Below are 20,107 nucleotides of genomic sequence, written 5' to 3'. Positions count from 1 at the left end.
ACGAGGATTTTCCATGCAAGCGCTTCCCCCTTTCAAACGCGTGGTCACCGGGCATGATGCCCACGGCCGCGCCGTCGTCGCCAGTCTCGGCGCAACCGCTAACGTCTTCGCACTGCAAGCGGTGCCAGGCACGGTGTTTCATGAAATATGGAACAGCAGCGGCAGTCCGGCACTGCTCGACAATGCCGATGATCCAACCGGCAAACCTTTACAGCTGAGCCCCGGCCCGCAGGGCAGTGTGATTCGTGTCGTCGACATTCCACCAGACAGCGTGCAGAACCAGGTCAGCGCTGCCGCTGCTGCGGCCGCATTTGCCGAGATTGGCCAAGCGCATGCCGGCACCGGCCAAGCGAACTCGCGGCACAAACTGATGCACCGCACCGAAACCCTCGATTACGGCATCGTCACCGAAGGCGAAGTCTGGCTGGTGCTCGACGATGAAGAGGTCCACCTCAAGCGTGGCGACGTGGTGGTTCAACGCGGCACCAATCACGCGTGGAGCAACCGTACTGAGGCCATGGCGCGCATGGTGTTTATCCTGCTGGACGGGCGCTTCGCCGCTGAATTGCAAGACTGCCCGGGAGAAAAGTCATGAAGCTCGCAACCCTGAAAAACGGCAGCCGTGACGGCCAATTGGTGGTGGTTTCGCGCGACATGTCTCGGGCTATTGACGCCCGTTCGGTAGCGCCGACCTTGCAGCAAGCCATCGAAAACTGGGCTGAAACCGAGCCGCGCTTACAGGCCTTGGCGAACCAACTGGAAAACGGCGATCAAGGTCAGACCTTGGCCTTCGACCCCGCGCAGGCGATGGCGCCGCTGCCGCGTGCTTATCAATGGTGCGACGGTTCGGCGTTTCTCAGCCACGGCGCACTGATGCAGAAGGCGTTCAATCTCGAGCCGATCGAGGGCGCTGACCGCACGCCGTTGATGTACCAGGGCGCCGGTGATGACTTTATCGGCGCACACGATGACATCGAACTGCCGAGCGAAAGCCAGGGCATCGATTTCGAAGGCGAATTTGCCGTGCTGGTCGATGATGTGCCGATGGGCTGTTCGGCGGAAAACGCCTTGCAGCACATCAAACTGATCCTGCAGATCAACGATGTCAGCCTGCGTGCGCTGGCACCGCGGGAAATGCGCACCGGGTTCGGTTTCCTGCAAGCCAAACCGTCCTCCAGTTTTGCCCCGCTGGCGATTACCCCGGATGAGCTCGGCGAAGCCTGGCGCGATGGCCGCGTGAATTTGCCCCTGCAAGTGCAGTGGAACGACGAATGGTTTGGCCAGCCGCACGGCGCGCAGATGAACTTTCATTTTGGTGAGCTGATCGCCCACGCGGCCTTAACCCGTCGCTTGCGCGCCGGCACCCTGATCGGTTCCGGCACGGTGTCGAACGTCGAGCGCAATGTCGGCTCGGCGTGCATCGCCGAACGTCGGGCCATTGAGATGATCGAGCACGGCGCACCGGTGACAGGCTTTATGCGTTTCGGTGATCGCGTGCGCATGGACGTCACCGGCAGCGATGGCCAGTCACTGTTTGGTGCGATCGATCAACGCGTCGTTAAGGCCCACGGCTAAGGAACGCCCATGCGTGTACTGATTACCGGAGCCAATGGCTTTGTCGGTCGCGAACTGCTGCGTTGTCTGCTCGCGCGCGGCAGATTGCGCGGGCAAGTCATTCGTTCGTTGCTGGTGCTGGACACCGATGTCCAAGGTCTGCCCGACGACCCGCGCCTGCGTCGGCACAGCGGCAGCGTGACGGATGCGGCGTTGATGCGCCGTGTCCTGGCCGATGGCATCGACGTGGTGTTTCACCTGGTCAGCATTCCCGGCGGAGCAGCGGAGGCGCATTACGAACTGGGTTATCAGGTCAACCTGCTGGCCAGCCTCGAACTGCTTGATCAACTGCGCAACAAGGCGCGGCCACCGGTGCTGGTGTATGCCAGCAGCGTCGCGGTGTACGGCGCTGATCTGCCGGCAAAGATGAACGAGCAGGCTGACCTGCACCCGCAATTGTCGTACGGCACACACAAGGTGATGGTCGAGCGCGCGCTGATCGATCTGGGTCGGCGCGGTGAAGTCGACAGCCGCGCGGTGCGTCTGCCGGGCATTGTCGCGCGCCCACGCGAACCCAACGGCTTGCGCTCGGCCTTTATGAGCGACTTGATGCGTGCCTTTGCCGAGGGCGCTGAGTATTGCTGTCCGGTATCACCGCAAGCAACGGCGTGGTGGATGTCGGCGCGCTGTTGCGTGAACAACCTGATCCACGCCGCCGAGTTGGATGACGCCGCCGCGCAACAGCGGGTCTGGCAACTGCCGGTGCTGCATTTGTCCATCGCCCAGGTCATCGATGCGCTGGCGGCAACTTACGGCGAGCAACGCCGTGCGCTGATCAGTTTCGCCGCTGATCTTGAGCTTGAAACCCTGTTCGGGCGCATGCCGCCCTTGAAAACCCCGCTGGCCCGTGCTGCCGGCTTCAGCCATGACGGCAGCGTCGCCACACTTATTCGCAACGCCCTCAACCCAGCCCCTTATCGGCCTCTGCCGTTGAACGGAGATACGCCTCATGTCACAGCCCATCCAGCGTAAACGTCGTCTGGTCGACCTTTCGGTGACCCTCGATAACAACCCGTATACAGACCCGCCGCCGCTGTTGCCGAAAATCGATTACATGGATCACCAGCAAGGCTGGCCGGAAATGGCCGCGATGTTTCCGGGTTTGCAGCTTGAGCAGATGCCCGGCAATGAATCGTGGGCCGCCGAGCGCTTGCAGATCACCACCCACAGCGGCACTCACATGGATGCGCCGTGGCATTACGCCTCGACCACCGATGGCGGCGAGCCGGCGTTTGGCATTGACGAGTTGCCGCTGGACTGGTGCTTGCAGCCGGGGGTCAAACTGGACTTTCGCCATTTGCCCGACGGTCACGTGGTCACGGCAGAAGAGGTTGAAGCGGAACTGGCGCGTATTGAGTACGCGTTGCAGCCGCTGGATATCGTGCTGGTCAACACACGCGCCGGGGCGTTGTTTGGCCAGCCGGGGTATCTCGATGCCGGCATCGGCATGGGGCGCGAAGCGACGATGTATCTGCTGGAACGCGGCGTGCGCGTGGTCGGCACGGATGCCTGGAGCTGGGACGCGCCGTTCAAATACACCCGTGAACGTTTTGCTGCCAGCGGCGATGCCTCGATCATCTGGGAAGGGCATAAGGCCGGGCGCGATATCGGCTACGGGCAGATGGAAAAACTGGCCAACCTCGAATCCCTGCCAGCGAGCGGCTTCACCGTCTCGTGTTTTCCTTACAAGATCCGCCATGCGTCAGCAGGTTTTGTGCGTGCGGTGGCTATTTTCGAAGAGTGAATTCCGGACACTCCTTCAACGACAATAAGAGAAAACCGATGGCTCTATCGCGATTACCGCTGACGGCACTTTTTTGCGCCCTGAGTATGGGCAGCGGCTTGGCTCTGGCGGCCAGCCAACCGAATATTCTGCTGATTGTGGCGGACGATCTCGGATATTCGGATCTGGGCAGCTATGGCGGCGAGATTCACACCCCGAGGCTGGATGAACTGGCCCAACAGGGCGTGCAGTTCACCAGCATGTACGCGGCGCCGACCTGTTCCATCACCCGATCGATGTTGCTGTCCGGCACTGACAATCACCTCGTCGGGCTGGGCACCATGGCCGAAGCCTTGCAACCGTTTCAACAGGGTAAACCGGGGTATGAAGGGTTTCTGAGCGGGCGGGCCTACTCGGTTGCCGAACTGCTCAAAGCGGGTGGATACAACACGCTGATGGTCGGCAAATGGCACTTGGGTCTGGAAACCGATCAAGGCCCGGATCGGCGCGGTTTCCAGCAGTCATTCACCTTGCTGGAAGGCGGGGCGACGCACTTCAAACCCGCCAGCGTTGCACCGACGCCGTTGGAGCAAGTGCATTACCGTGAAAACGGCCAGTCGGTAGAGGTTCCCGAGACGTTCTACTCCACAGACTTTTACACCGACAAGCTGATTGGCTATCTGCAAAACACCCAACGTGAAGGCAAACCGTTTTTTGCCTATGCCGCCTACACGTCACCGCACTGGCCGTTGCAAGCGCCCAAGGAATACCTCGACAAATACCGCGGCCGTTTCGATCAAGGCTACGACACCGTGCGCTCATCGCGCATTGATCGGCTGAAAAAGCTCGGCCTGGTGGACAAAGACTTTCAGCCAGCGCAACCGTTGCCCGTTAACCCACGGCTGCCCGGTTGGCAGCAACTTACGGCTGAGCAGCAGAAAGTCGAAGCGCGGAAAATGGAAATCTACGCGGCAATGGTCGACAACCTCGACCACAACATTGGCCGGGTTATCGACTACCTGCGCCAAAGCGGCCAGTACGACAACACGATGATCGTGTTCATGTCCGACAACGGCGCAGCGGCGGAAAACCACGCGCAGTTCTATCCACCCGGGGTGAACACCGATAACACCCTGGCCAATCTGGGCCAGCCGGGCTCGCAGATCGATTATGGTTTGCGCTGGGCGGAGGTCAGTGCCGCGCCTTTCCACTTGTTCAAGGGCACCACGGCCGAAGGCGGAATCAGTGTGCCGGCGATCATCCAACTGCCCAAGGCACTGCGGCGTCAGGGTGTGGAAAGAGGCGTAGCGCGGGTGGATGATCTGGCGCCGACGTTCCTTGATCTGGCGGGCATCGCCTTGCCGAGCGAAGCGGACAAACACCCGATTACCGGCCGATCCATCCTGCCAATGCTCGAAGGCAAGGGCAGCCCTCACGACGCTGAGAGTCTGGGCGGAGAGTTGTTCGGCAATGCTTATTATCGTGAGGGCAACCTCAAATTGTTGGGCATGCGCCCGCAAACGGGGTTCGGCGACCATGCGCAGCCGCCGCAATGGCAGTTGTTTGATGTTGCGCAGGATCGGGGTGAAACCCATGACCTGGCGGCCGCTCAGCCGCAGACGGTCGAACGGCTCAAAGCCGCGTGGCTCAAGTATGCCGAGCGGGTCGGCGTAGCGTTTCCGCCGCGTTAGCACGGCAGAGGCTTTGAGCACAGTGGACGGCGTTTGCCGCCGCCACTGTTTTGAGGCCTCTAATTCATCGGATTGCGCAGTCGCTCGATGATTCTACGAGCACGATTGGCTCCGACGTCGACATGAATATCAATCATCGGGCGCGTACCGAACCGGCACATGTTCTGGTACTGCGCCTCGATCACCACTTTGTCTTCGTCGAACGTCAATCGCGTCTGATGCAGGACTTTGGCTGTGACGGCCTCGGGATCATGTTCAGGGTTAGTGGCCATGGTCCAGAAATAGTGGCTTGTGGTGTCTGTTTCCGGCGTCACGCCGTGAAAACCGCGCATATGAAAACCGCCTCGATCCGGGTTGTTCAGGTCGTCCGTGCCTGCATTGATCGCGCCGGTCCAGATGCGCAGGTGATTGAAGTGAAATTCGATCTCCTGCCAGCGGTCGATGTTGCCTTTGAACGGGTAGGCGGCGGTGTAGGTCGGCGGCGGGACGGAATCGGGCATGTGGCGAACCACGCGAACCATCGAGTCATCGCCGTCCACGCTCATCTTCGCGTTCATGTGAATGCTGGCGTTGCCGCCAATGGTGTGCAGATGGACATAGCCCAGGTGACTGAGATCCATGAGATTGTCGTGGATGAGTTGATAGGGCGCGTCGTAGTGATAGACATCACCGTCGAACAGGTATTTACCGCTGCTGTGCACGTCGTAGACCGGTGGCGCGAATGTCGGCTCTGGATGCTCAGCGCTGCCAAACCAGATCCAGATGATCTGATCCTGCTCCCGGACGGGGTAGGCAGGGACTTTGGCTTTGCTCGGGATCTTGTCCTGGCCCGGAATTTCGATGCATTTACCGCCTTCATTGAATAGCAGTCCGTGATAACCGCAGCGCAATCCACGTTCCTCAACCGTGCCGCCGGACAGCGGCAGTGCGCGATGGCAGCAGCGGTCTTCCAGCGCGGCGATCTGGTTATCTGCCGTGCGGAAAAGCACCACGGGTTTGTTCAGTAACGTGCGGCCAAGGGGCTGGTCTTTCAGCTCCCGGCTCAAGGCTGCGACGTACCATTGATCGAGCGGGAAGCTCGGCACAGTGGCCGGGGCAATTTCATGGGCGAGGGGTTGGGCAGCGGTAGTCATGATGTTCTCCGGCGAGCGGTCGAGGCTCGGTTCAGGTCAAAGATCCAATACCAGTCGGGGCGATTTGGCACGTGAGCAGCACGGGGTGAAACGGTCGTTGGCAGCGTGTTCTGCAGCCGTCATGAACTGGTCACGATGATCGCCAACGCCTTCGAGCAGGCCCGTGACACAGGTGCCGCAGACGCCTTGCTCGCACGATGACTCGATGGCGATCCCGGCCTCATCGAGCACTTCGAAAACAGTGCGATCGGCGGGGATGTAAAAAATCTGCCCTGTGCTCGCCAGTTGAACTTCGAAGGGCGCATCAGCGCTTGCATCGACAGGTGCGGCGGCGAAGAACTCTCTGTGCACGCGATCTTCCGGCCAGCCAGCGATCTGCGCGGTGTCGAGGATGAAATTCATGAAACCGGCAGGGCCGCACACGTAAAGGTGAGTCGTGGTATCTGGCGCGGCGAGGAGGGCGGTTGCATCGAGTTTCTGTGCGGGCGATCCGCTGTCGTCATGCAAGTGCACGTGGCTGGCGAACGGCGCTTGCCTCAGGTATTGGATAAACGCGGCACGCCCGCTGGATCGAAAGCAGTAATGCAGCTCGAAATCCGCGCCTTGATGATGCAGCTCATGAGCCATTGCCAGCATTGGGGTAATGCCAATACCACCGCCAAACAGCAGGTGACGGTTGGCTGAGTCCGCTAGTGGAAAGAGGTTGCGGGGTTCGCTGATGCTGAGTGTCTGTCCTTGGCTGATGGTGTCGTGCATCGCAGTGGAGCCACCCCGAGAGGCGGGATCCTTCAGCACACTGATTACGTAGCGATGACGTTCTTTAGAGTCATTGCACAGCGAGTATTGCCGAGTGAGGCCGCCGGCAATGTGGATGTCGATGTGAGCACCGGCATTGAACGGTGGTAACGGCTGATCGTCCGCTGCGCACAGCTCAAAACTGCAAATACCCTCGGCCTCAACGACTTTGCGGGTGACGTTGACTTGAAGCATGACTTCTCCCTCCACATTGAAGTGGCTGCTGAAAAACGTATGGCAAAAAGGGGGGCGAGCGGGTGACGAATCAGCCGGGCGCGAAGAAGCAGAAGGAGTGACTAATCATGGGCGCCAGGGAAGGGCACGGTTGGCGAGGGTTCATAAGCAAGACCTGTTAATTATTTTTTTGAGGTTGTGCTAGGGCGTATCATGCGGCGCATCGTCCGCAATGCCAGGCTGAGTGAATCCTCAGATAATTTAGTTGCGGTGTCAACCAAATTGCAAGATCTTCGATCTACGGTGTTTTCTCGATGGCTACCGATACACAACTGAACCTGTCGCGTTATGTACCTGGCCTGGTGACATTCCTGGCGAACAAACTCGCCACTGGGGCCTCCCAGTGCTATCGCAAACACTTCGGCATCGGCGTTGTTGAATGGCGGATGCTTTCAATGCTCGCCGTTGAATCCGACATCACCGCCAATCGAATCTGCCAAGCGATCGGTCTCGACAAGAGCGCTGTCAGCCGTTCATTGCAGACGCTGGAAGCAGCGGGGCGGATCACCAGTCAACTGGATCCCAAGGATGCGCGGCGTTATACCGTGCGATTGACGGCCAGCGGCAAGGAACTGCATGACCGCGTGCTGAAAGTTGCACTTGAGCGAGAAGCGCGACTGCTCAGCGGATTGACCCCGGCTGAGGTTGATACGTTGGTTGATTTGCTTGGGCGGCTGCATTTGCAAGTGCCCAATGTGAACAGTTACGACCCGAGTGAGGAGTGAGTCGCGGCAGACTGCAGCGTGAAATTGAGGGCTGCAGCCCGACGAGAGTTGGCGCGCTGCTGATTGGATCAGAGGTTGTAGACCGTCCAAAAGGCTGGGAGGCTAGCGTGACATTTACCATAAGGACATGCCGGAATGAGCTCAGGAAAAATCCTCGTCACAGGTGCGGCAGGAAAAATCGGCACTGCTTTTTGGCAAGAGCGCAACGATAAATCCGATTTGCGTTTGGCCGATTTAGACGTAACTCAACTTCCGGAATCGGCACAGCGTTTCACTCTCGATGTCACGGATCAAGCCAGTTGCCTTCGAGCTTGCGAAGGTATCCATACTGTCATCCATCTAGCTGCTGACCCAAATCCAGACGCCGATTTCATGGCCTCACTGCTTCCAGTGAACATTGTGGGCACTTACAACATGCTGTTCGCCGCAAAGGCACAAGGCTGCAAGCGCTTCATATTTGCAAGCAGTGCCCAAGTGATCGAAGGATATCCAACGGATGTTCAGATACAGGAATGCATGGCCCCTAAACCAGGCAATCTTTACGGCGTCAGCAAGGCGTTTGGAGAAGCTTTGGCTTCGATGTATGCAAACGATGGACAGATGACAACCATCGCAGTTCGTATTGCCAACGTAGCCAAATTTCAACAAGGGGAGACCCACAGTCCCAGAGACGTCGCCGCCTTCATCAGTTTTAGAGATGTTGTCGCGCTACTCAATAATTGCGTTGAAGCCGGGCTAAAGGGGTTTCACGTTATCCATGGGGTCTCAGATAACCGCTATAAGCGCCTCTCTATTGATCAGAGCAGAAAAGTTGTCGGATATGCTCCCATTGATGACGGGTTTGAGATTTTGGAAGGGGGCGCTCAATCTGATTGAACGCACATTTCCTCTGATAATCTCACAAGTGATCAACTGTTCCGGCGGAAGTATGGCCGATTGCTGCCCATCGTTATGGAGGAAATTCGGCCAGGAATGGTCATCGTGATGCGCCGGGAAAACGTGCTGGTTTAATGATTGGCAAAGTTGCTCAAGCGTTCAAGCCTGGGCCCGCTCCTGACCCAGGCAAAACCACTCTCAAAGGAGACGTCCCCATGACCAAACCAATGCCTTGGCGTCTGAACGGTCGGCTATTTTGATGAGTGAGGATTATTGGCTCTCAAGGATCTACCCTGATCAGATCCAATCAGTGGCCGATTACGTGAGGCTGGCGCGTCAGATTCGGGCACTGGTGGGCCCGCTTGTCATCGATGTGCTGAAGGCTGGCGTGACTGTGGTTCTGGATTTCCCGGCCAACACGCCAGAGGATCGGCAGTGGTTACGCGGTCTGGCGGACGCTGCCGAAATTCCCCACTGTTTCCACTACATCGAAGTGGATGATGAGACCTGTCGGGGCAGGCTACATCGGCGCAATGGCCGCGCCGAGCATGAGTTTACAGCAAGCGACGCAGAGTTCGATTTGATAACGAGCTACTTTCGTGCTCCAGATACGAATGAGGGGATACGGATTGAAATTCACCGATTCTGAAGGGCCGTCATATTACTTGGAGTGAGTTATCTGGAACGTCTGCTTCTGGCGTCGCAGGTGATCGTTGATGCAATGTCGCCCTCAGATCTTTACATCCCGAAAACAGCTTCGATGAAAGCGCCGATCAATTTGGCCGGGAATATAAACGGCTGTGGGACGAGCAACCTCGTAATTTGACGTGACTTGGGTAGCGAATGCGTGAATCTCCACTCTGTTTTGCTCAGGATGAAAATCCTCGGAGCACTTCTGTCGGATAGGGTTCTGAAAGTGTTATCAATAGGTCTGGCATCGGATGATGAGAGGGTAATCATGAACAACAGCCGAACTGCACTGGTCACTGGTGCAACCAAAGGGATCGGTTTTGCACTCAGTACTCAGTTGAATCAGGCAGGCTGGAATGTCGTCGGCATCGCCAGGCATCCGGTTGATGATTTTCCCGGGAAGCTGTTGCTCTGTGATTTAACCGATGCTCGGCAAACGGCAGAAGTGCTTGAGAAACTCCTGGAGCAGACCTCTATTGATGCCGTCGTCAATAACGCAGGCGTCGCGTCCCCGCAAAGCCTGGAAACGCTTGAACTTGAAACACTCCAGAAAGTTTTTGACCTGAATGTCCGAGCCTCGGTACAAATCGCCCAGGCTTGCCTGCCGTCTCTCAAGCGATCTTCTGCAGGACGCATCGTGAATGTCTGCAGCCGTGCCATTTTTGGAGCCCGGGACAGAACCGCTTACGCTGCCGCAAAAAGCGCATTGGTGGGTGTCACGCGTACGTGGGCACTTGAGTTGGCGCCCATTGGCATTACCGTCAATGCAGTCGCACCGGGCCCTATAGACACCGAGCTTTTCCGAAAAAAACGACCCGTGGGAAGTGAGGGTGAGCGTCAAATACTGTCCACGATTCCGATGCAAAGACTGGGAACGCCATCAGAAGTGGCCTCGCTGATTACCTTCCTGCTGAGCGAGGGGGCATCCTTCGTTACCGGTCAAGTGATCAGCGTCGATGGGGGAGGGAGTCTCGGTGGGAAATAGCGATACGAAGCAGATTTCCGGCCTTCGTTCCCGATCATGGAATTCAACTGATGAGTCTGATGCGACAGTTTAATGAGGAAAATTCATCAAAATACGCTTATGTGATCCGTAGAATCATCTGACGTGGTCGCTCGTCCGGCTTCCATCCCGAATTCAAGTTGTGAGGCCTCATGAATGTAAGCCGCGCCAACCTCGCAGACTTCGTTTACTTTCTCGCCATTGCCCGCCATCAGAGCTTCAATCGCGCAGGCAAAGAGGTGGGCATCAGTGCTTCCGCCTTGCCACACAATGAAGAGGGGGAAACCTGATGGGTAAACGTTTATTAGGAGTGGTGGCATTGGCTGGATTACTGGCAGGACAAGCGCTGGCCGCCGAGGAAAATGGCTTGGTGGTGCGCATCGCGCAACTCGAAATCGATCCTGCACAGGTTGCGGCCTATCAAGCCGCAGTCAAGGAAGAGATCACAGAGTCGACTCGAACAGAGCCGGGCGTCATATCAATCTACGCCGTCGCCGAAGTCGACCGCCCGAACTGGTTTCATTTCTTCGAAATCTACGCCAGCGATTCGGCATACCGAAGCCATATCGAATCGCCGCACTTCAAAAAGTACGCTGTTATCACGCAGTCGATGATTCTGTCGAAGCGCTTGATTGAAACCACGCCAATCGAGCTAAGCCCCCGGCCTGCGCCGTAACAGGCCAGTTCGAAAGAGATTTGCGCGCTGGGCAGCGCTGGTTTTTTAAATGGGGGAAAGCGATGAAAAATTTGAAGGTGATGGCGATCTGATGAGGTTTTGCATTGAGGGTAGGGCGGCTCCGTCATGATTGCTTGGAGATACCAGCGGCGTAGTGAATTTCAAAAGTAGTGGCACGAGCATGGACCTTTATTCACTAGAAATCATGTTTAACTACACTAAATGGTCTTTTAGTCGAGTTAACGTAAATTAGCAGCATATTCGGCGGAGAAGAGCCCTTGATCAAGCTTGAAGCCAAGGCTGGAGACATTATTAGAACATTGGATCTGCAGCCTCACCTCGAAGGTGGCTACTTCCGCAGAACCTATCAGGCCGATCATCGCGACCCACTCGAAACCCCCAGCGGCCCACGGTATCTGATGACTTCGATTTACTATCTGCTGGATCAGCAATCACCGGTGGGCCAGTTTCATTTCAATCGATCCGACATCCTGCATTATTTCCACCTGGGCGACGCCATTGAGTACAGCCTGATTCATGCTGATGGCTCATTGCAGACATTGGTAATGGGCACCGACATTCTGGCAGGACAGCTTTTGCAATTACACGTACCGGGTGGAATATGGAAAGCTTCACGGTTGCTCGAAGGCGAAAATGGATTTGGGCTGATCAGCGAAGCCGTTTCGCCAGGATTTGATTTTGCCGATATGGAAATGGGTGATCGGCAGAAACTCACGCAGCAATTTCCACAGCATCGAACGTTGATTGAAAAGCTGACGCGTGATGAGGGTTGAGCGCCGTCGAATTCAAGGAAACGCAGTGGATCGGATTCAGGGCGATTCTGCAGGTTGAAATCCACTGTGCAACCGGGCTGATCTCGCAACATCTTGTTACGTGTAATGTATATTATGTTAAATCGTGTATTACGCTATGCGACCTTGCAGCATGTCCACCCTCACTGTTCATTAAAAATGAGAGCGATTTCATCTGAATTGAGAACAACGAATATCACGCGGTTGGAAATTGAATCCCTCTGTATCAATGTAAACATCTATCGGCTAGTCCTTCGTAACCAAACCGAGATTACCTGTGAGATCGTGACCATCCTCATTGAACAGATTTTGAGTTCTCCGCTCCTGCTTGAGATGGGCCAGAGTTTGGAAGAAACATTCCTCACACAGGTGCAGTTCATAGCGTTCCCCTGCATGGCTAGTGCCATAGCCCCAGTGAGCATGCAGTATGCCGAACTGAGGCACGCCAACGAAGTGAGTGGAGCAACGACAAACATCGCATAGGACATCTGTCACGGGCTCGACTTCGACGCTTTCAGTTTTTTTCATCGTTACCCCCTTCAAGCATCTCGGTTGACGCAGCGAATTTCTAGCAATAAGGTATGCTGACTTGCTCTGGGACTCGCGGGCCAAAAGCCTCCCCCTAGAGACATATGACAGACTCGCCGTGATAGTGGGTCTTTTTTTATGTCCGAAACTCTACTCCCATGCTAGCTCTGCCCCATTTGCTAGTCGAGATGGGGAGGAGTGATCACCATTTGCAATTTCAGCCCTTATCATTAGGCTTCGCCCGGAATAGAAATCCGTGAAAAAGAGGATTCACAACCGCGGGTTCTCCATGACTATTACTCCAGGTGAGCCCTTTCGCAACCTGATGCGGCGACTAGAGTGACCGCCTGCACTCCACGCCTAAGGCGGCTGGCAACGTCACGTGAATGATGTCCTTGGTCTTACGAACTATGAGTTCGACAGTCGCGGTTTCGAAGTATCTTCCCTCCTCTATCAGAGCGCTTCTGATGGTTGCGGGGAAGGCATGAGAGGATGCCAGGTGCGCTGTGGAATGACTTTTCCGCCGTCGGGAAGCCTGCTACCTGTTTATCTAACAATTTTGATGTGTATCGAAATTAGGGAAATTATCCTTCGGACATAAACTCGCTAATTTTAGTACACATGCGCTGCATCCATGCAGTGTTCACCTGCGCTGGAATTATTGCGACGGGCCTTCCTCCAAATCAAACGCAGCAAGGGCAGTTAGTTAACCGAAATCATCCGCAGCCTCCGTCGGATGCATCTCATTCACGATACGACTGATGACGGTCGAAAGCCATATCTGATGAGCAACCAGTTCAGTGTCGTCGGGACCTTCTGCGCTAGCTACCTGATAGAGTGATCGCCACTCAATAACGTTAGATGGCTCAATTCTGGCGCCGTCCATAAACAATCCGTCAGACGCTAGTCGGTACGCATACGTATCTACGCCACATGCATCAGCACCAAGAAGTTTGACTCGTGCAAAATCCACTATGGCTTCTGCGGTCCATCGTGAAGTGCCGTTTAGCTCAGGAGAGATTGCTAGCTGGACGCCTATGATAGCTTCGTCTGAATCAGGTCGATCCATTTCGTGAAAAAGGTCGATCAGATCCTGGCCTGAGAGACGCCTAACTATACCGACGCGCTCATCTGGTTGAGCGCGGAAGGCTACGGCTACGAACACTATCGTTGATGGCGCGTTGCCCTCTGACGATGACAAGTGGCCGCGATTCTGATGTACGGGCATATAGCTTTCCAAAAAAAATGAACACTATAGATTGTAGCTCTATAGAGCTCAAAAAGGCTTCATCGTTCCTTTTGTGGATAAAGCAAAATGGAGCTGAAGGAAGCTTTCGCAATTGCGTTACGCAATACCCGGGTTCGACACGGTTTGACCCAAGAGGACTTCGAGATCGTGAGCAGCCGGACCTATCTCAGCACACTCGAGCGTGGCCTCAAAAATGTGACGCTAGAGAAGGCTTCAGAGCTCGCACGAAGGATGGACATTCATCCGTTGACTCTCTTGGTTGAGTGCTTTCTACTTTTGGATCCAGATACTGATCTGAACTTGCTCTTTGAACGGATACGACGCGAAACGGAATTAGGCGCACGTAGTTAGAGACCAGATGGATTCGAAAACTGAAATCTATTGGCTTCTTGGTCTAGTGCGGTATTAATGGCTGCATGCGACAGACTCGATATCTAGCGCCCAACATTTGTCAATGTTGGGGATGGGATCAGCAGATGGTTGCTTTTACTACGATCGATGCTCAACTATTTTTTTTGGAGTAAGTTTTTAACTAACCTGGCAATAGGTGCGAGGTTCGAGCCGGCGAAAAGTGCGGTAATCTGTAGTACGTCCGCACCGACATTACTTAATGAATTTTGCCACCGACCTAACAGAGTGGCCAGTGCGAGATCATAAACTTCAAGACCTTGATCAGTTAACTGCAGCATAACTCTGCGTCGATCTAGCTTCTCACGTCGACGATGCACAAAGCCTGACTTTTCGAGTTTATCGATCCTTTGTGTAACTTTGGATGATATGGCATTCAAATTCTGACTGCATTGCTCTGTTGTCAGCGCAGTGCCCTGCGCCAAGCTATCAAGAATTCGAAAATCCAAGAGTGTCAGGTTTTGGCTAGCCACGGCCTCCTCTATCCATTGCCCCATCGTTTTGTTTACGTTCTCAAGAATATTAAACGCGTCAATTAAATGCGTGTGCACTCCTGCCTCCTAAGCACTGTGAATACAATAAAACTGGACGACCGCACATCGTTTGCTATTCCCTAGAAGTAATCGCCATTTTATAAATATGATAAAAATGTCATATCGACAGCAATAAGTCAGCCACTCTAACAGTCGCGAGCTCGATGAGTTATTACAAAAAGCCATAGTCACTATTCATGTTCTGAATGCCTGATTCAAACCTCTTTTGTTGACCAGCAATGTCTTTGGAATTATAAATACCCACAGTTTCTATTGGCGTTTTCACGCTCAAAAACAATCAGAGCACTGCATGGACTCCAAGCCCGACCACCTGAAATCCGCCAAACTGCGTAGCAGATCCTCCATCGGGGCTGTTCGCAGTCCTCAGAGCACAGAGGCCATTCTTGAGGCTGCTGCAGCGATTCTCGAGGAGCGTGGGTATCGAGCATTTACTATGGATGCCCTGGTGGAACGAGCCGGTTCGAGCAAGCCTACGATCTACCGGTGGTGGAAAAACAAGAGCGCGTTGCTCAGGGATGTTTATGAACGTACCGCCCTGACATTCGTGACACAGCCGGACACTGGAGATTTGAATAAAGACTTGATCGTTCACCTGCGCTCCCTTTGGAGTTGGTGGCGGACCTCAAGTGCGGGCGAAACATTGCGTAGCCTGATTGCCGAGATACAGCACGAACCCCAAGCTCTAGAGGAGTTCAGAAAAGAGTTTTTGCCACGTCGCGAGCGTACGTTAAGAAAGATTTTTGCACGCGCTGTAGAGTCGGGCGACATCGATGAAGGTCCAGCCGTCGAAAGCGCAGTCTCGCTACTTACCGGTATGTCGTGGCTTCATTTGGTAACGGCGAACCTCGATAACCTGGATGACATCGACCATTCGGTCTCCGTAATCGTTAAAGGGCTAAGAGCCCGTTAAGTCGCTTTTTTTTGTCCATAACGACACTGACAGTGTTTATTTAATCCTGCCCTATCTTTGGCCTGATTTCTATTTGCCGTAAGAGAACAAACGTAATGAACAGTTGTAAAAACGAGGCGTCAGCGCACCCACGTTATGGGCTTCCCCTTGCCGCTCGATTCTCGGTAGCAGCATTGGTGGTGCTGCTAAGCGGATGCTCCTTCAATGATTTAAAGCCAGTCTCAAGCCTGCAAGAACCCGGAAACGCTAGTGAAACCTTAGCCGACAGCGGGGCCACGCTATCGCCATCTGCTTGGCCAACTCAAACCTGGTGGAGCAGCTTCAACGACAAACAACTGGATAATCTAGTTGAGGAGGCGTTGGCACAAAGCCCGACGTTGCGCTCTGCTGCCGCTCGCGTGCGCCAAGCAAACGCGATGGAAGCAATTGAAGGCGCGTCGCTGTTGCCGCATATCGACGCATCAGCGAGCACCACCCGTGAGAGATTTAGCTCAAATGGCACCACGCCTGCCCCGGTTAAAGGCACCTGGCAAAATGTCAATCAGGCAACGCTGAATGTCGGTTATGAATTGGATTTCTGGGGAAAGAACCGCGAAGCGGTTGAAGCCGCTGTTGGACGCAGAAAGGCGCTTGAAGTCGATAGTCGCGCGGCATCATTGATTTTGTCATCGGCCGTTGTACAGACCTATATCGCCCTGCAGGATACGTACGAGCAGTTGGACGTAGCCCAGGCTTTGTTGAACCAGCAAATCGATATCGAAAAACTCACTCAACAACGATTCACTGCTGAGTTGGGTAGTCAGATCGATATCAAGCAATCACAGGCATCGCTTCCCGCCAGTCGCGCCAATATCGCGGCCTTGAAGGAAATGATCGAGTTGAACCAGAACAAGCTTGCCTCTTTGTTGGGCCAGGGGCCTGATCGAGGTCGCTCGATCACCCGCCCTCACCTGCTAGCCAGCAACAACGTGGTGATGCCCACCAACATTCCGGCCGAACTGGTGGGACACCGCCCCGATGTTGTTGCTCAGCGCTGGCGTGTAGAGGCGTCGGGGCATGAGATTGAAGTCGCGAAAGCGCGCTTTTATCCCAATGTGAATCTGACAGCATTCGTGGGTTTGCAAAGCCTTGCGTTCAGCACTTTCAACGATCACAGCAGCCGAATTCTGGGCGTGTCGCCCGCTATCAGTCTGCCCATCTTTGAGGGTGGGCGTTTGCGCGGCAATTTGAGTGCACAGAACGCGGCTTACGACCTCGCCGTTGAAAATTACAACCAGACCGTTGTCGATGCGCTTCGCGATATTGCCGATCAGTTGTCTTCGCTTCGTTGGCTGAAAGAGCGAATGGCGCAGCAAGTGGACGCGGTCAATACCGCGCAAGCCGCTTCCGATCTGGTCAACCTTCGTTACGGCGCAGGATTGGCAACCTATCTGCAAGTGCTGGCCACGGAGAATGCGACCCTGGCCCAGAAGCGCGAACTGGTGACGCTGGAGTCTCGCGCACTGTCGCTGCAAGCGAACCTGAGCCGAGCATTGGGCGGTGGCTATCGCCCGGAACTCCCTGTCACCTCCCCTGCAAATTCCACCGTAGTTGATAAATCATGACCTCCCCAACACCCTCTTCTTCTGACGCCTCCCGTCCACCCAAGTCATTTCGTCCGCAACTGCTGCTGATTGTCGCGATCGTGTTGCTCTTGGCCGTCCTAGCGAGCTGGTATTTTCTGGGGCTTGGCAGTGAGTCCACCGATGATGCCTACGTGGACGGTAATATCGTGCAGGTGACCTCTCAGGTCGGCGGAACGGTGACCGTCATCAGCGCCGATAACACCGACCATATCGATGCCCACGCTCCGTTGGTCACGCTCAATGCAGTCGATGCCGAAATCCAGTATCAACGCACTCAATCGAACCTGGCCCGAACCGTGCGACAGGCGCGTACCCAGTATTACCAAGTGCAACAACTGGAAGCTGAGGTCAGTCAGCGGCAGAACGACGTGCGCAAGGCTCGGGATGACGTTCGCCGTCGCAGTCAACTCGCCGCAAGTGGCGCTGTGTCTCGGGAAGAGATCAGCCACGCCGAGGAAGTGCTCAAAAACGCCCTCGCCGGACTCGACGGCACGCGTCATGCCCTGGCAGTGCGTCTGGCCATGGTCGACAACACCTCGCTAAGAACGCACCCCGACGTGCTGGTGGCCGCGGCCAATCTGCGTGATGCGTTTATTTCCCTGCATCGCACGCAGATCAACTCGCCGGTCAGTGGCCTGATCACCAAGCGCAGTGTGCAAGTCGGTCAGCGCATCAGTCCGGGCGTTGCTCTGATGTCTGTCGTTCCGATCGATCAGGTGTGGGTGAACGCCAACTTCAAAGAGTCGCAGATCGAGAACTTGCGGATCGGCCAACCTGTGGAACTGCACGCCGATGCCTATGCACGCAAGGTGATGTTTCACGGAACCATCGTAGGGCTGGACGCCGGCACCGGCAGCGCTTTTTCGTTGATGCCGGCACAGAACGCTACGGGCAACTGGATCAAAGTTACTCAGCGCGTGCCGGTCCGTATCGCACTACGTCCTGACGAAATCGCCGCGAATCCATTGCGCTTGGGGCTCTCAATGCGTGTGTCGGTTGATACCACCGATACCAGCGGCGAGCGACTCAATAAAAAGACACCTGCGCAACCTGCTTACAGCACCGATATTTTTGAGAATGAACTCAAGGATGCAAATGACATCGTCGAACAAATAATCAGCGCCAACGAAGACCGCGGCCCCTCCTCCCAACTGTTGAAACCTTGACGAGTCAGCTCATGTATCGGAAAAACGCCGCTTTGCTGGTCGCCGTCGGCCTTTTATGCGCGCTCGAATATCTTCAGGCCGGCATGATTGCTTTCGCCTCAGCGCCTATTCGCGGCGAAATAGACGCCAGCCCTGAAGAGTTTACGTTGGTCGCCGCGCTTTACGCATGTATCGCCGTGGTGGTTATTTCAAAACAGCGCTGGTTGGTTGAGCGACTCGGCTGGCGCAATTTCATGTTGGGCTCGATCAGCATTTATGTGGTGGGCGCCTTTGTGTGCGGCGTCAGCGATGATCTGACTTCGTTCACCGTTGGCCGCGTGATCATGGCGTTGGGAGGGGCGTCCTTCATGACGTCCGCTCGCTTGATGGTCAATCTTCTACCTCCCGGACCAGGGAGATTCGTAGGCGTCAAAGTGTTTGCCACGGGGCTTGCCAGCGGTACGGCTGCGGCGCCTTTTCTGTCATCGCTGGTGGTGGTCGAAGATACCTGGCACGCCATCTTCTGGCTGCTGATGGCGGGGGCCGTGGTAGCGGGTTTTCTATGTACAAGGTTCTTGCCTGACACGGCAATCGAAGAAGATGAACGCTCGCCGTCCAGTCCAGCAAACATCTTGCTGCTGTCTGTCAGCACCTTCTTCCTGCTGTATGTGCTGCAGCGTTCCTACTACGACTTTTATAACGAGACAGTGATTCTGCTGGCATTCGCGTTGCTGGCGGCTTTGGGTGTTTACATCTTCTTCCATGCCGAGCATGCCAAGCACACACCGTTTCTCAAAGTCAGAGACCTGATGCAGTCGCGCTACATCCTCGGCGTTTCTTTGTTCTGCTTCACGTACATCGTTCTGGGCAGTAATAACTACATTTTGCCGTACTTCCTGCAAACCGCCCTCGGCTACTCGTGGGACACGATTGGGACATTCCAAGCGTTTGGTCTTGCCGGTGCATTGTTGACGTGGATCGTAATGGCCTTTGTCATACCGAAGCATCCGGGGCCGAAAAAGTTCTTTGTGGCCGGGTTTGCGGCGCTTATCAGCTTTGGTCTGCTTTTGTCATCGCTCACCCCTGATGCAAACATGTGGGCGAACATATTGCCCGCGCTGATACTCAATGGCTGCTTTGTGATGTTGGTGCTTGCGACCGCCGCCATGCAGACATTTCGCGACGTGACGCATCACGACACTTTGTTTGCCCATGCCTATCAGATCAAAAGCATGCTCGGACAGATCGCCATGGCGCTCGGCACAACCGTTGCCACCTTGTTTCTGCAATGGCGCACGACGCTGCAGTACAGCAACCTCAACGGGCACTTCAGTTCATCCGATCCGATTTACCAGGCCAACACGCAGTTGCTGGCACAGTCGCTCACGCCCGCTATGGGCGCTGGTCCTGCCAATCAATTATCGGTGATGACGCTGGGACAAAACCTGCATCAGCAGGCAACTTTGGTCGCGTGCATGGAGTATTTCTGGGTGATTATCGTGATCGCCAGCATCGCGCTGGGTGTTTCCGTGATTCAGAAAACCTTCAAGTGATTCAGGCTCTGCGATGCTCAATGCGTTGGCATCGCGGGCAGCTCTTAATGCTGTTAAATCGAATATATCGATAATCTTCATCCATAAATGCCATAAATACAGGACGTCGATTTGTCGTCAAATACCTTTCCATTTCAAATACATAACCCTTTGGAGCTGTTTT

At 55.1% G+C, this 20,107-nt stretch carries 19 protein-coding genes and 2 pseudogenes; 17 read left to right on the top strand and 4 right to left on the bottom strand.

Annotation, left to right across the window (positions count from 1 at the left end):
- Positions 1–13: 13 nt before the first annotated feature.
- From ACIPIZ_RS01535 to ACIPIZ_RS01515, 5 genes are read left to right on the top strand one after another with little or no spacing between them, the layout of a single operon-like run.
- Positions 14–595, top strand: coding sequence for a cupin domain-containing protein (locus ACIPIZ_RS01535; protein WP_401163539.1), 582 nt, complete (start codon positions 14–16; stop codon positions 593–595).
- The gene (locus tag ACIPIZ_RS01530) at positions 592–1,575 is read left to right on the top strand and encodes a fumarylacetoacetate hydrolase family protein (protein ID WP_401163536.1); all 984 of its coding nucleotides are present in this window, start codon (positions 592–594) and stop codon (positions 1,573–1,575) included. Before ACIPIZ_RS01535 ends, ACIPIZ_RS01530 begins: the two co-directional genes overlap by 4 nt.
- A gap of 9 nt (positions 1,576–1,584) precedes the next feature.
- Positions 1,585–2,586 carry an NAD-dependent epimerase/dehydratase family protein gene (locus ACIPIZ_RS01525; RefSeq protein ID WP_401163534.1) on the top strand — a complete coding sequence of 334 codons (1,002 nt, stop codon included), beginning with the start codon at positions 1,585–1,587 and terminating at the stop codon, positions 2,584–2,586.
- A complete protein-coding gene (locus ACIPIZ_RS01520; protein ID WP_064390111.1) occupies positions 2,564–3,358 on the top strand; it encodes a cyclase family protein in 795 nt (264 codons plus the stop codon). Before ACIPIZ_RS01525 ends, ACIPIZ_RS01520 begins: the two co-directional genes overlap by 23 nt.
- A 38-nt stretch (positions 3,359–3,396) precedes the next feature.
- The gene (locus ACIPIZ_RS01515; protein ID WP_401163532.1) at positions 3,397–5,028 is read left to right on the top strand and encodes an arylsulfatase; all 1,632 of its coding nucleotides are present in this window, start codon (positions 3,397–3,399) and stop codon (positions 5,026–5,028) included.
- 59 nt (positions 5,029–5,087) lie between these two features.
- Here ACIPIZ_RS01515 and ACIPIZ_RS01510 read toward each other — a convergent pair whose 3' ends face one another.
- Both ACIPIZ_RS01510 and ACIPIZ_RS01505 read right to left on the bottom strand, forming a co-directional pair.
- Entirely contained in the window at positions 5,088–6,161 is a 1,074-nt protein-coding gene (locus tag ACIPIZ_RS01510) for a Rieske 2Fe-2S domain-containing protein (RefSeq protein ID WP_401163531.1), read from the bottom strand.
- A gap of 36 nt (positions 6,162–6,197) precedes the next feature.
- Entirely contained in the window at positions 6,198–7,151 is a 954-nt protein-coding gene (locus tag ACIPIZ_RS01505) for a PDR/VanB family oxidoreductase (protein ID WP_401163529.1), read from the bottom strand.
- A gap of 293 nt (positions 7,152–7,444) precedes the next feature.
- On the opposite strand from ACIPIZ_RS01505, the gene ACIPIZ_RS01500 reads away from it, so the two are divergent.
- From ACIPIZ_RS01500 to ACIPIZ_RS01470, 7 genes and pseudogenes are all read left to right on the top strand, one after another.
- Positions 7,445–7,915 (top strand): MarR family winged helix-turn-helix transcriptional regulator, encoded by a 471-nt coding sequence (locus ACIPIZ_RS01500; RefSeq protein ID WP_401042016.1) that lies wholly within the window; start codon positions 7,445–7,447, stop codon positions 7,913–7,915.
- Positions 7,916–8,050: 135 nt separating this feature from the next.
- Positions 8,051–8,791 carry an NAD-dependent epimerase/dehydratase family protein gene (locus tag ACIPIZ_RS01495; protein ID WP_401163527.1) on the top strand — a complete coding sequence of 247 codons (741 nt, stop codon included), beginning with the start codon at positions 8,051–8,053 and terminating at the stop codon, positions 8,789–8,791.
- A 229-nt stretch (positions 8,792–9,020) separates the two neighbouring features.
- Positions 9,021–9,440 (top strand): annotated as a pseudogene (locus ACIPIZ_RS01490) (AAA family ATPase); the annotation flags it as partial.
- Positions 9,441–9,749: 309 nt separating this feature from the next.
- Complete coding sequence (locus ACIPIZ_RS01485; RefSeq protein WP_401163525.1) at positions 9,750–10,466, top strand: SDR family oxidoreductase; 717 nt, start codon at positions 9,750–9,752, stop codon at positions 10,464–10,466.
- Between the two features lie 170 nt (positions 10,467–10,636).
- Positions 10,637–10,765 (top strand): annotated as a pseudogene (locus ACIPIZ_RS01480) (LysR family transcriptional regulator); the annotation flags it as partial.
- A gap of 8 nt (positions 10,766–10,773) precedes the next feature.
- A complete protein-coding gene (locus tag ACIPIZ_RS01475; protein WP_064390105.1) occupies positions 10,774–11,160 on the top strand; it encodes a putative quinol monooxygenase in 387 nt (128 codons plus the stop codon).
- 278 nt (positions 11,161–11,438) lie between these two features.
- Positions 11,439–11,954, top strand: coding sequence for a cupin domain-containing protein (locus tag ACIPIZ_RS01470; RefSeq protein ID WP_105706479.1), 516 nt, complete (start codon positions 11,439–11,441; stop codon positions 11,952–11,954).
- 264 nt (positions 11,955–12,218) lie between these two features.
- Here the strand turns inward: ACIPIZ_RS01470 and ACIPIZ_RS01465 are convergent, their stop codons facing one another.
- A complete protein-coding gene (locus tag ACIPIZ_RS01465) occupies positions 12,219–12,500 on the bottom strand; it encodes a hypothetical protein (RefSeq protein WP_401163523.1) in 282 nt (93 codons plus the stop codon).
- 1,315 nt (positions 12,501–13,815) lie between these two features.
- On the opposite strand from ACIPIZ_RS01465, the gene ACIPIZ_RS01460 reads away from it, so the two are divergent.
- Complete coding sequence (locus ACIPIZ_RS01460; RefSeq protein ID WP_401163522.1) at positions 13,816–14,100, top strand: helix-turn-helix domain-containing protein; 285 nt, start codon at positions 13,816–13,818, stop codon at positions 14,098–14,100.
- A gap of 155 nt (positions 14,101–14,255) precedes the next feature.
- Here the strand turns inward: ACIPIZ_RS01460 and ACIPIZ_RS01455 are convergent, their stop codons facing one another.
- Positions 14,256–14,708, bottom strand: a complete 453-nt coding sequence (locus ACIPIZ_RS01455; RefSeq protein WP_401163520.1) for a MarR family transcriptional regulator — start codon at positions 14,706–14,708, stop codon at positions 14,256–14,258.
- Positions 14,709–15,000: 292 nt separating this feature from the next.
- On the opposite strand from ACIPIZ_RS01455, the gene ACIPIZ_RS01450 reads away from it, so the two are divergent.
- The 4 genes from ACIPIZ_RS01450 to ACIPIZ_RS01435 all read left to right on the top strand — a co-directional run bounded on the left by ACIPIZ_RS01450 (position 15,001) and on the right by ACIPIZ_RS01435 (position 19,944).
- On the top strand, positions 15,001–15,621 hold the full coding sequence (locus tag ACIPIZ_RS01450; protein ID WP_401163518.1) for a TetR/AcrR family transcriptional regulator: 621 nt from the start codon (positions 15,001–15,003) through the stop codon (positions 15,619–15,621).
- A gap of 95 nt (positions 15,622–15,716) precedes the next feature.
- Positions 15,717–17,225: an efflux transporter outer membrane subunit gene (locus tag ACIPIZ_RS01445; protein WP_401163516.1), complete on the top strand. Its 1,509-nt coding sequence runs from the start codon at positions 15,717–15,719 to the stop codon at positions 17,223–17,225.
- Positions 17,222–18,412 carry an efflux RND transporter periplasmic adaptor subunit gene (locus ACIPIZ_RS01440; RefSeq protein ID WP_401163515.1) on the top strand — a complete coding sequence of 397 codons (1,191 nt, stop codon included), beginning with the start codon at positions 17,222–17,224 and terminating at the stop codon, positions 18,410–18,412. The genes ACIPIZ_RS01445 and ACIPIZ_RS01440 overlap by 4 nt, the downstream gene beginning before the upstream one ends.
- A gap of 11 nt (positions 18,413–18,423) precedes the next feature.
- The gene (locus ACIPIZ_RS01435) at positions 18,424–19,944 is read left to right on the top strand and encodes an MFS transporter (protein ID WP_122598217.1); all 1,521 of its coding nucleotides are present in this window, start codon (positions 18,424–18,426) and stop codon (positions 19,942–19,944) included.
- The last annotated feature ends 163 nt before the right edge of the window (positions 19,945–20,107 follow it).

Source organism: Pseudomonas sp. NPDC087690 (assembly GCF_044743175.1).
In the GTDB taxonomy this organism is placed as follows: domain Bacteria; phylum Pseudomonadota; class Gammaproteobacteria; order Pseudomonadales; family Pseudomonadaceae; genus Aquipseudomonas.
This window is presented reverse-complemented; position numbering and strand designations above follow the sequence as displayed.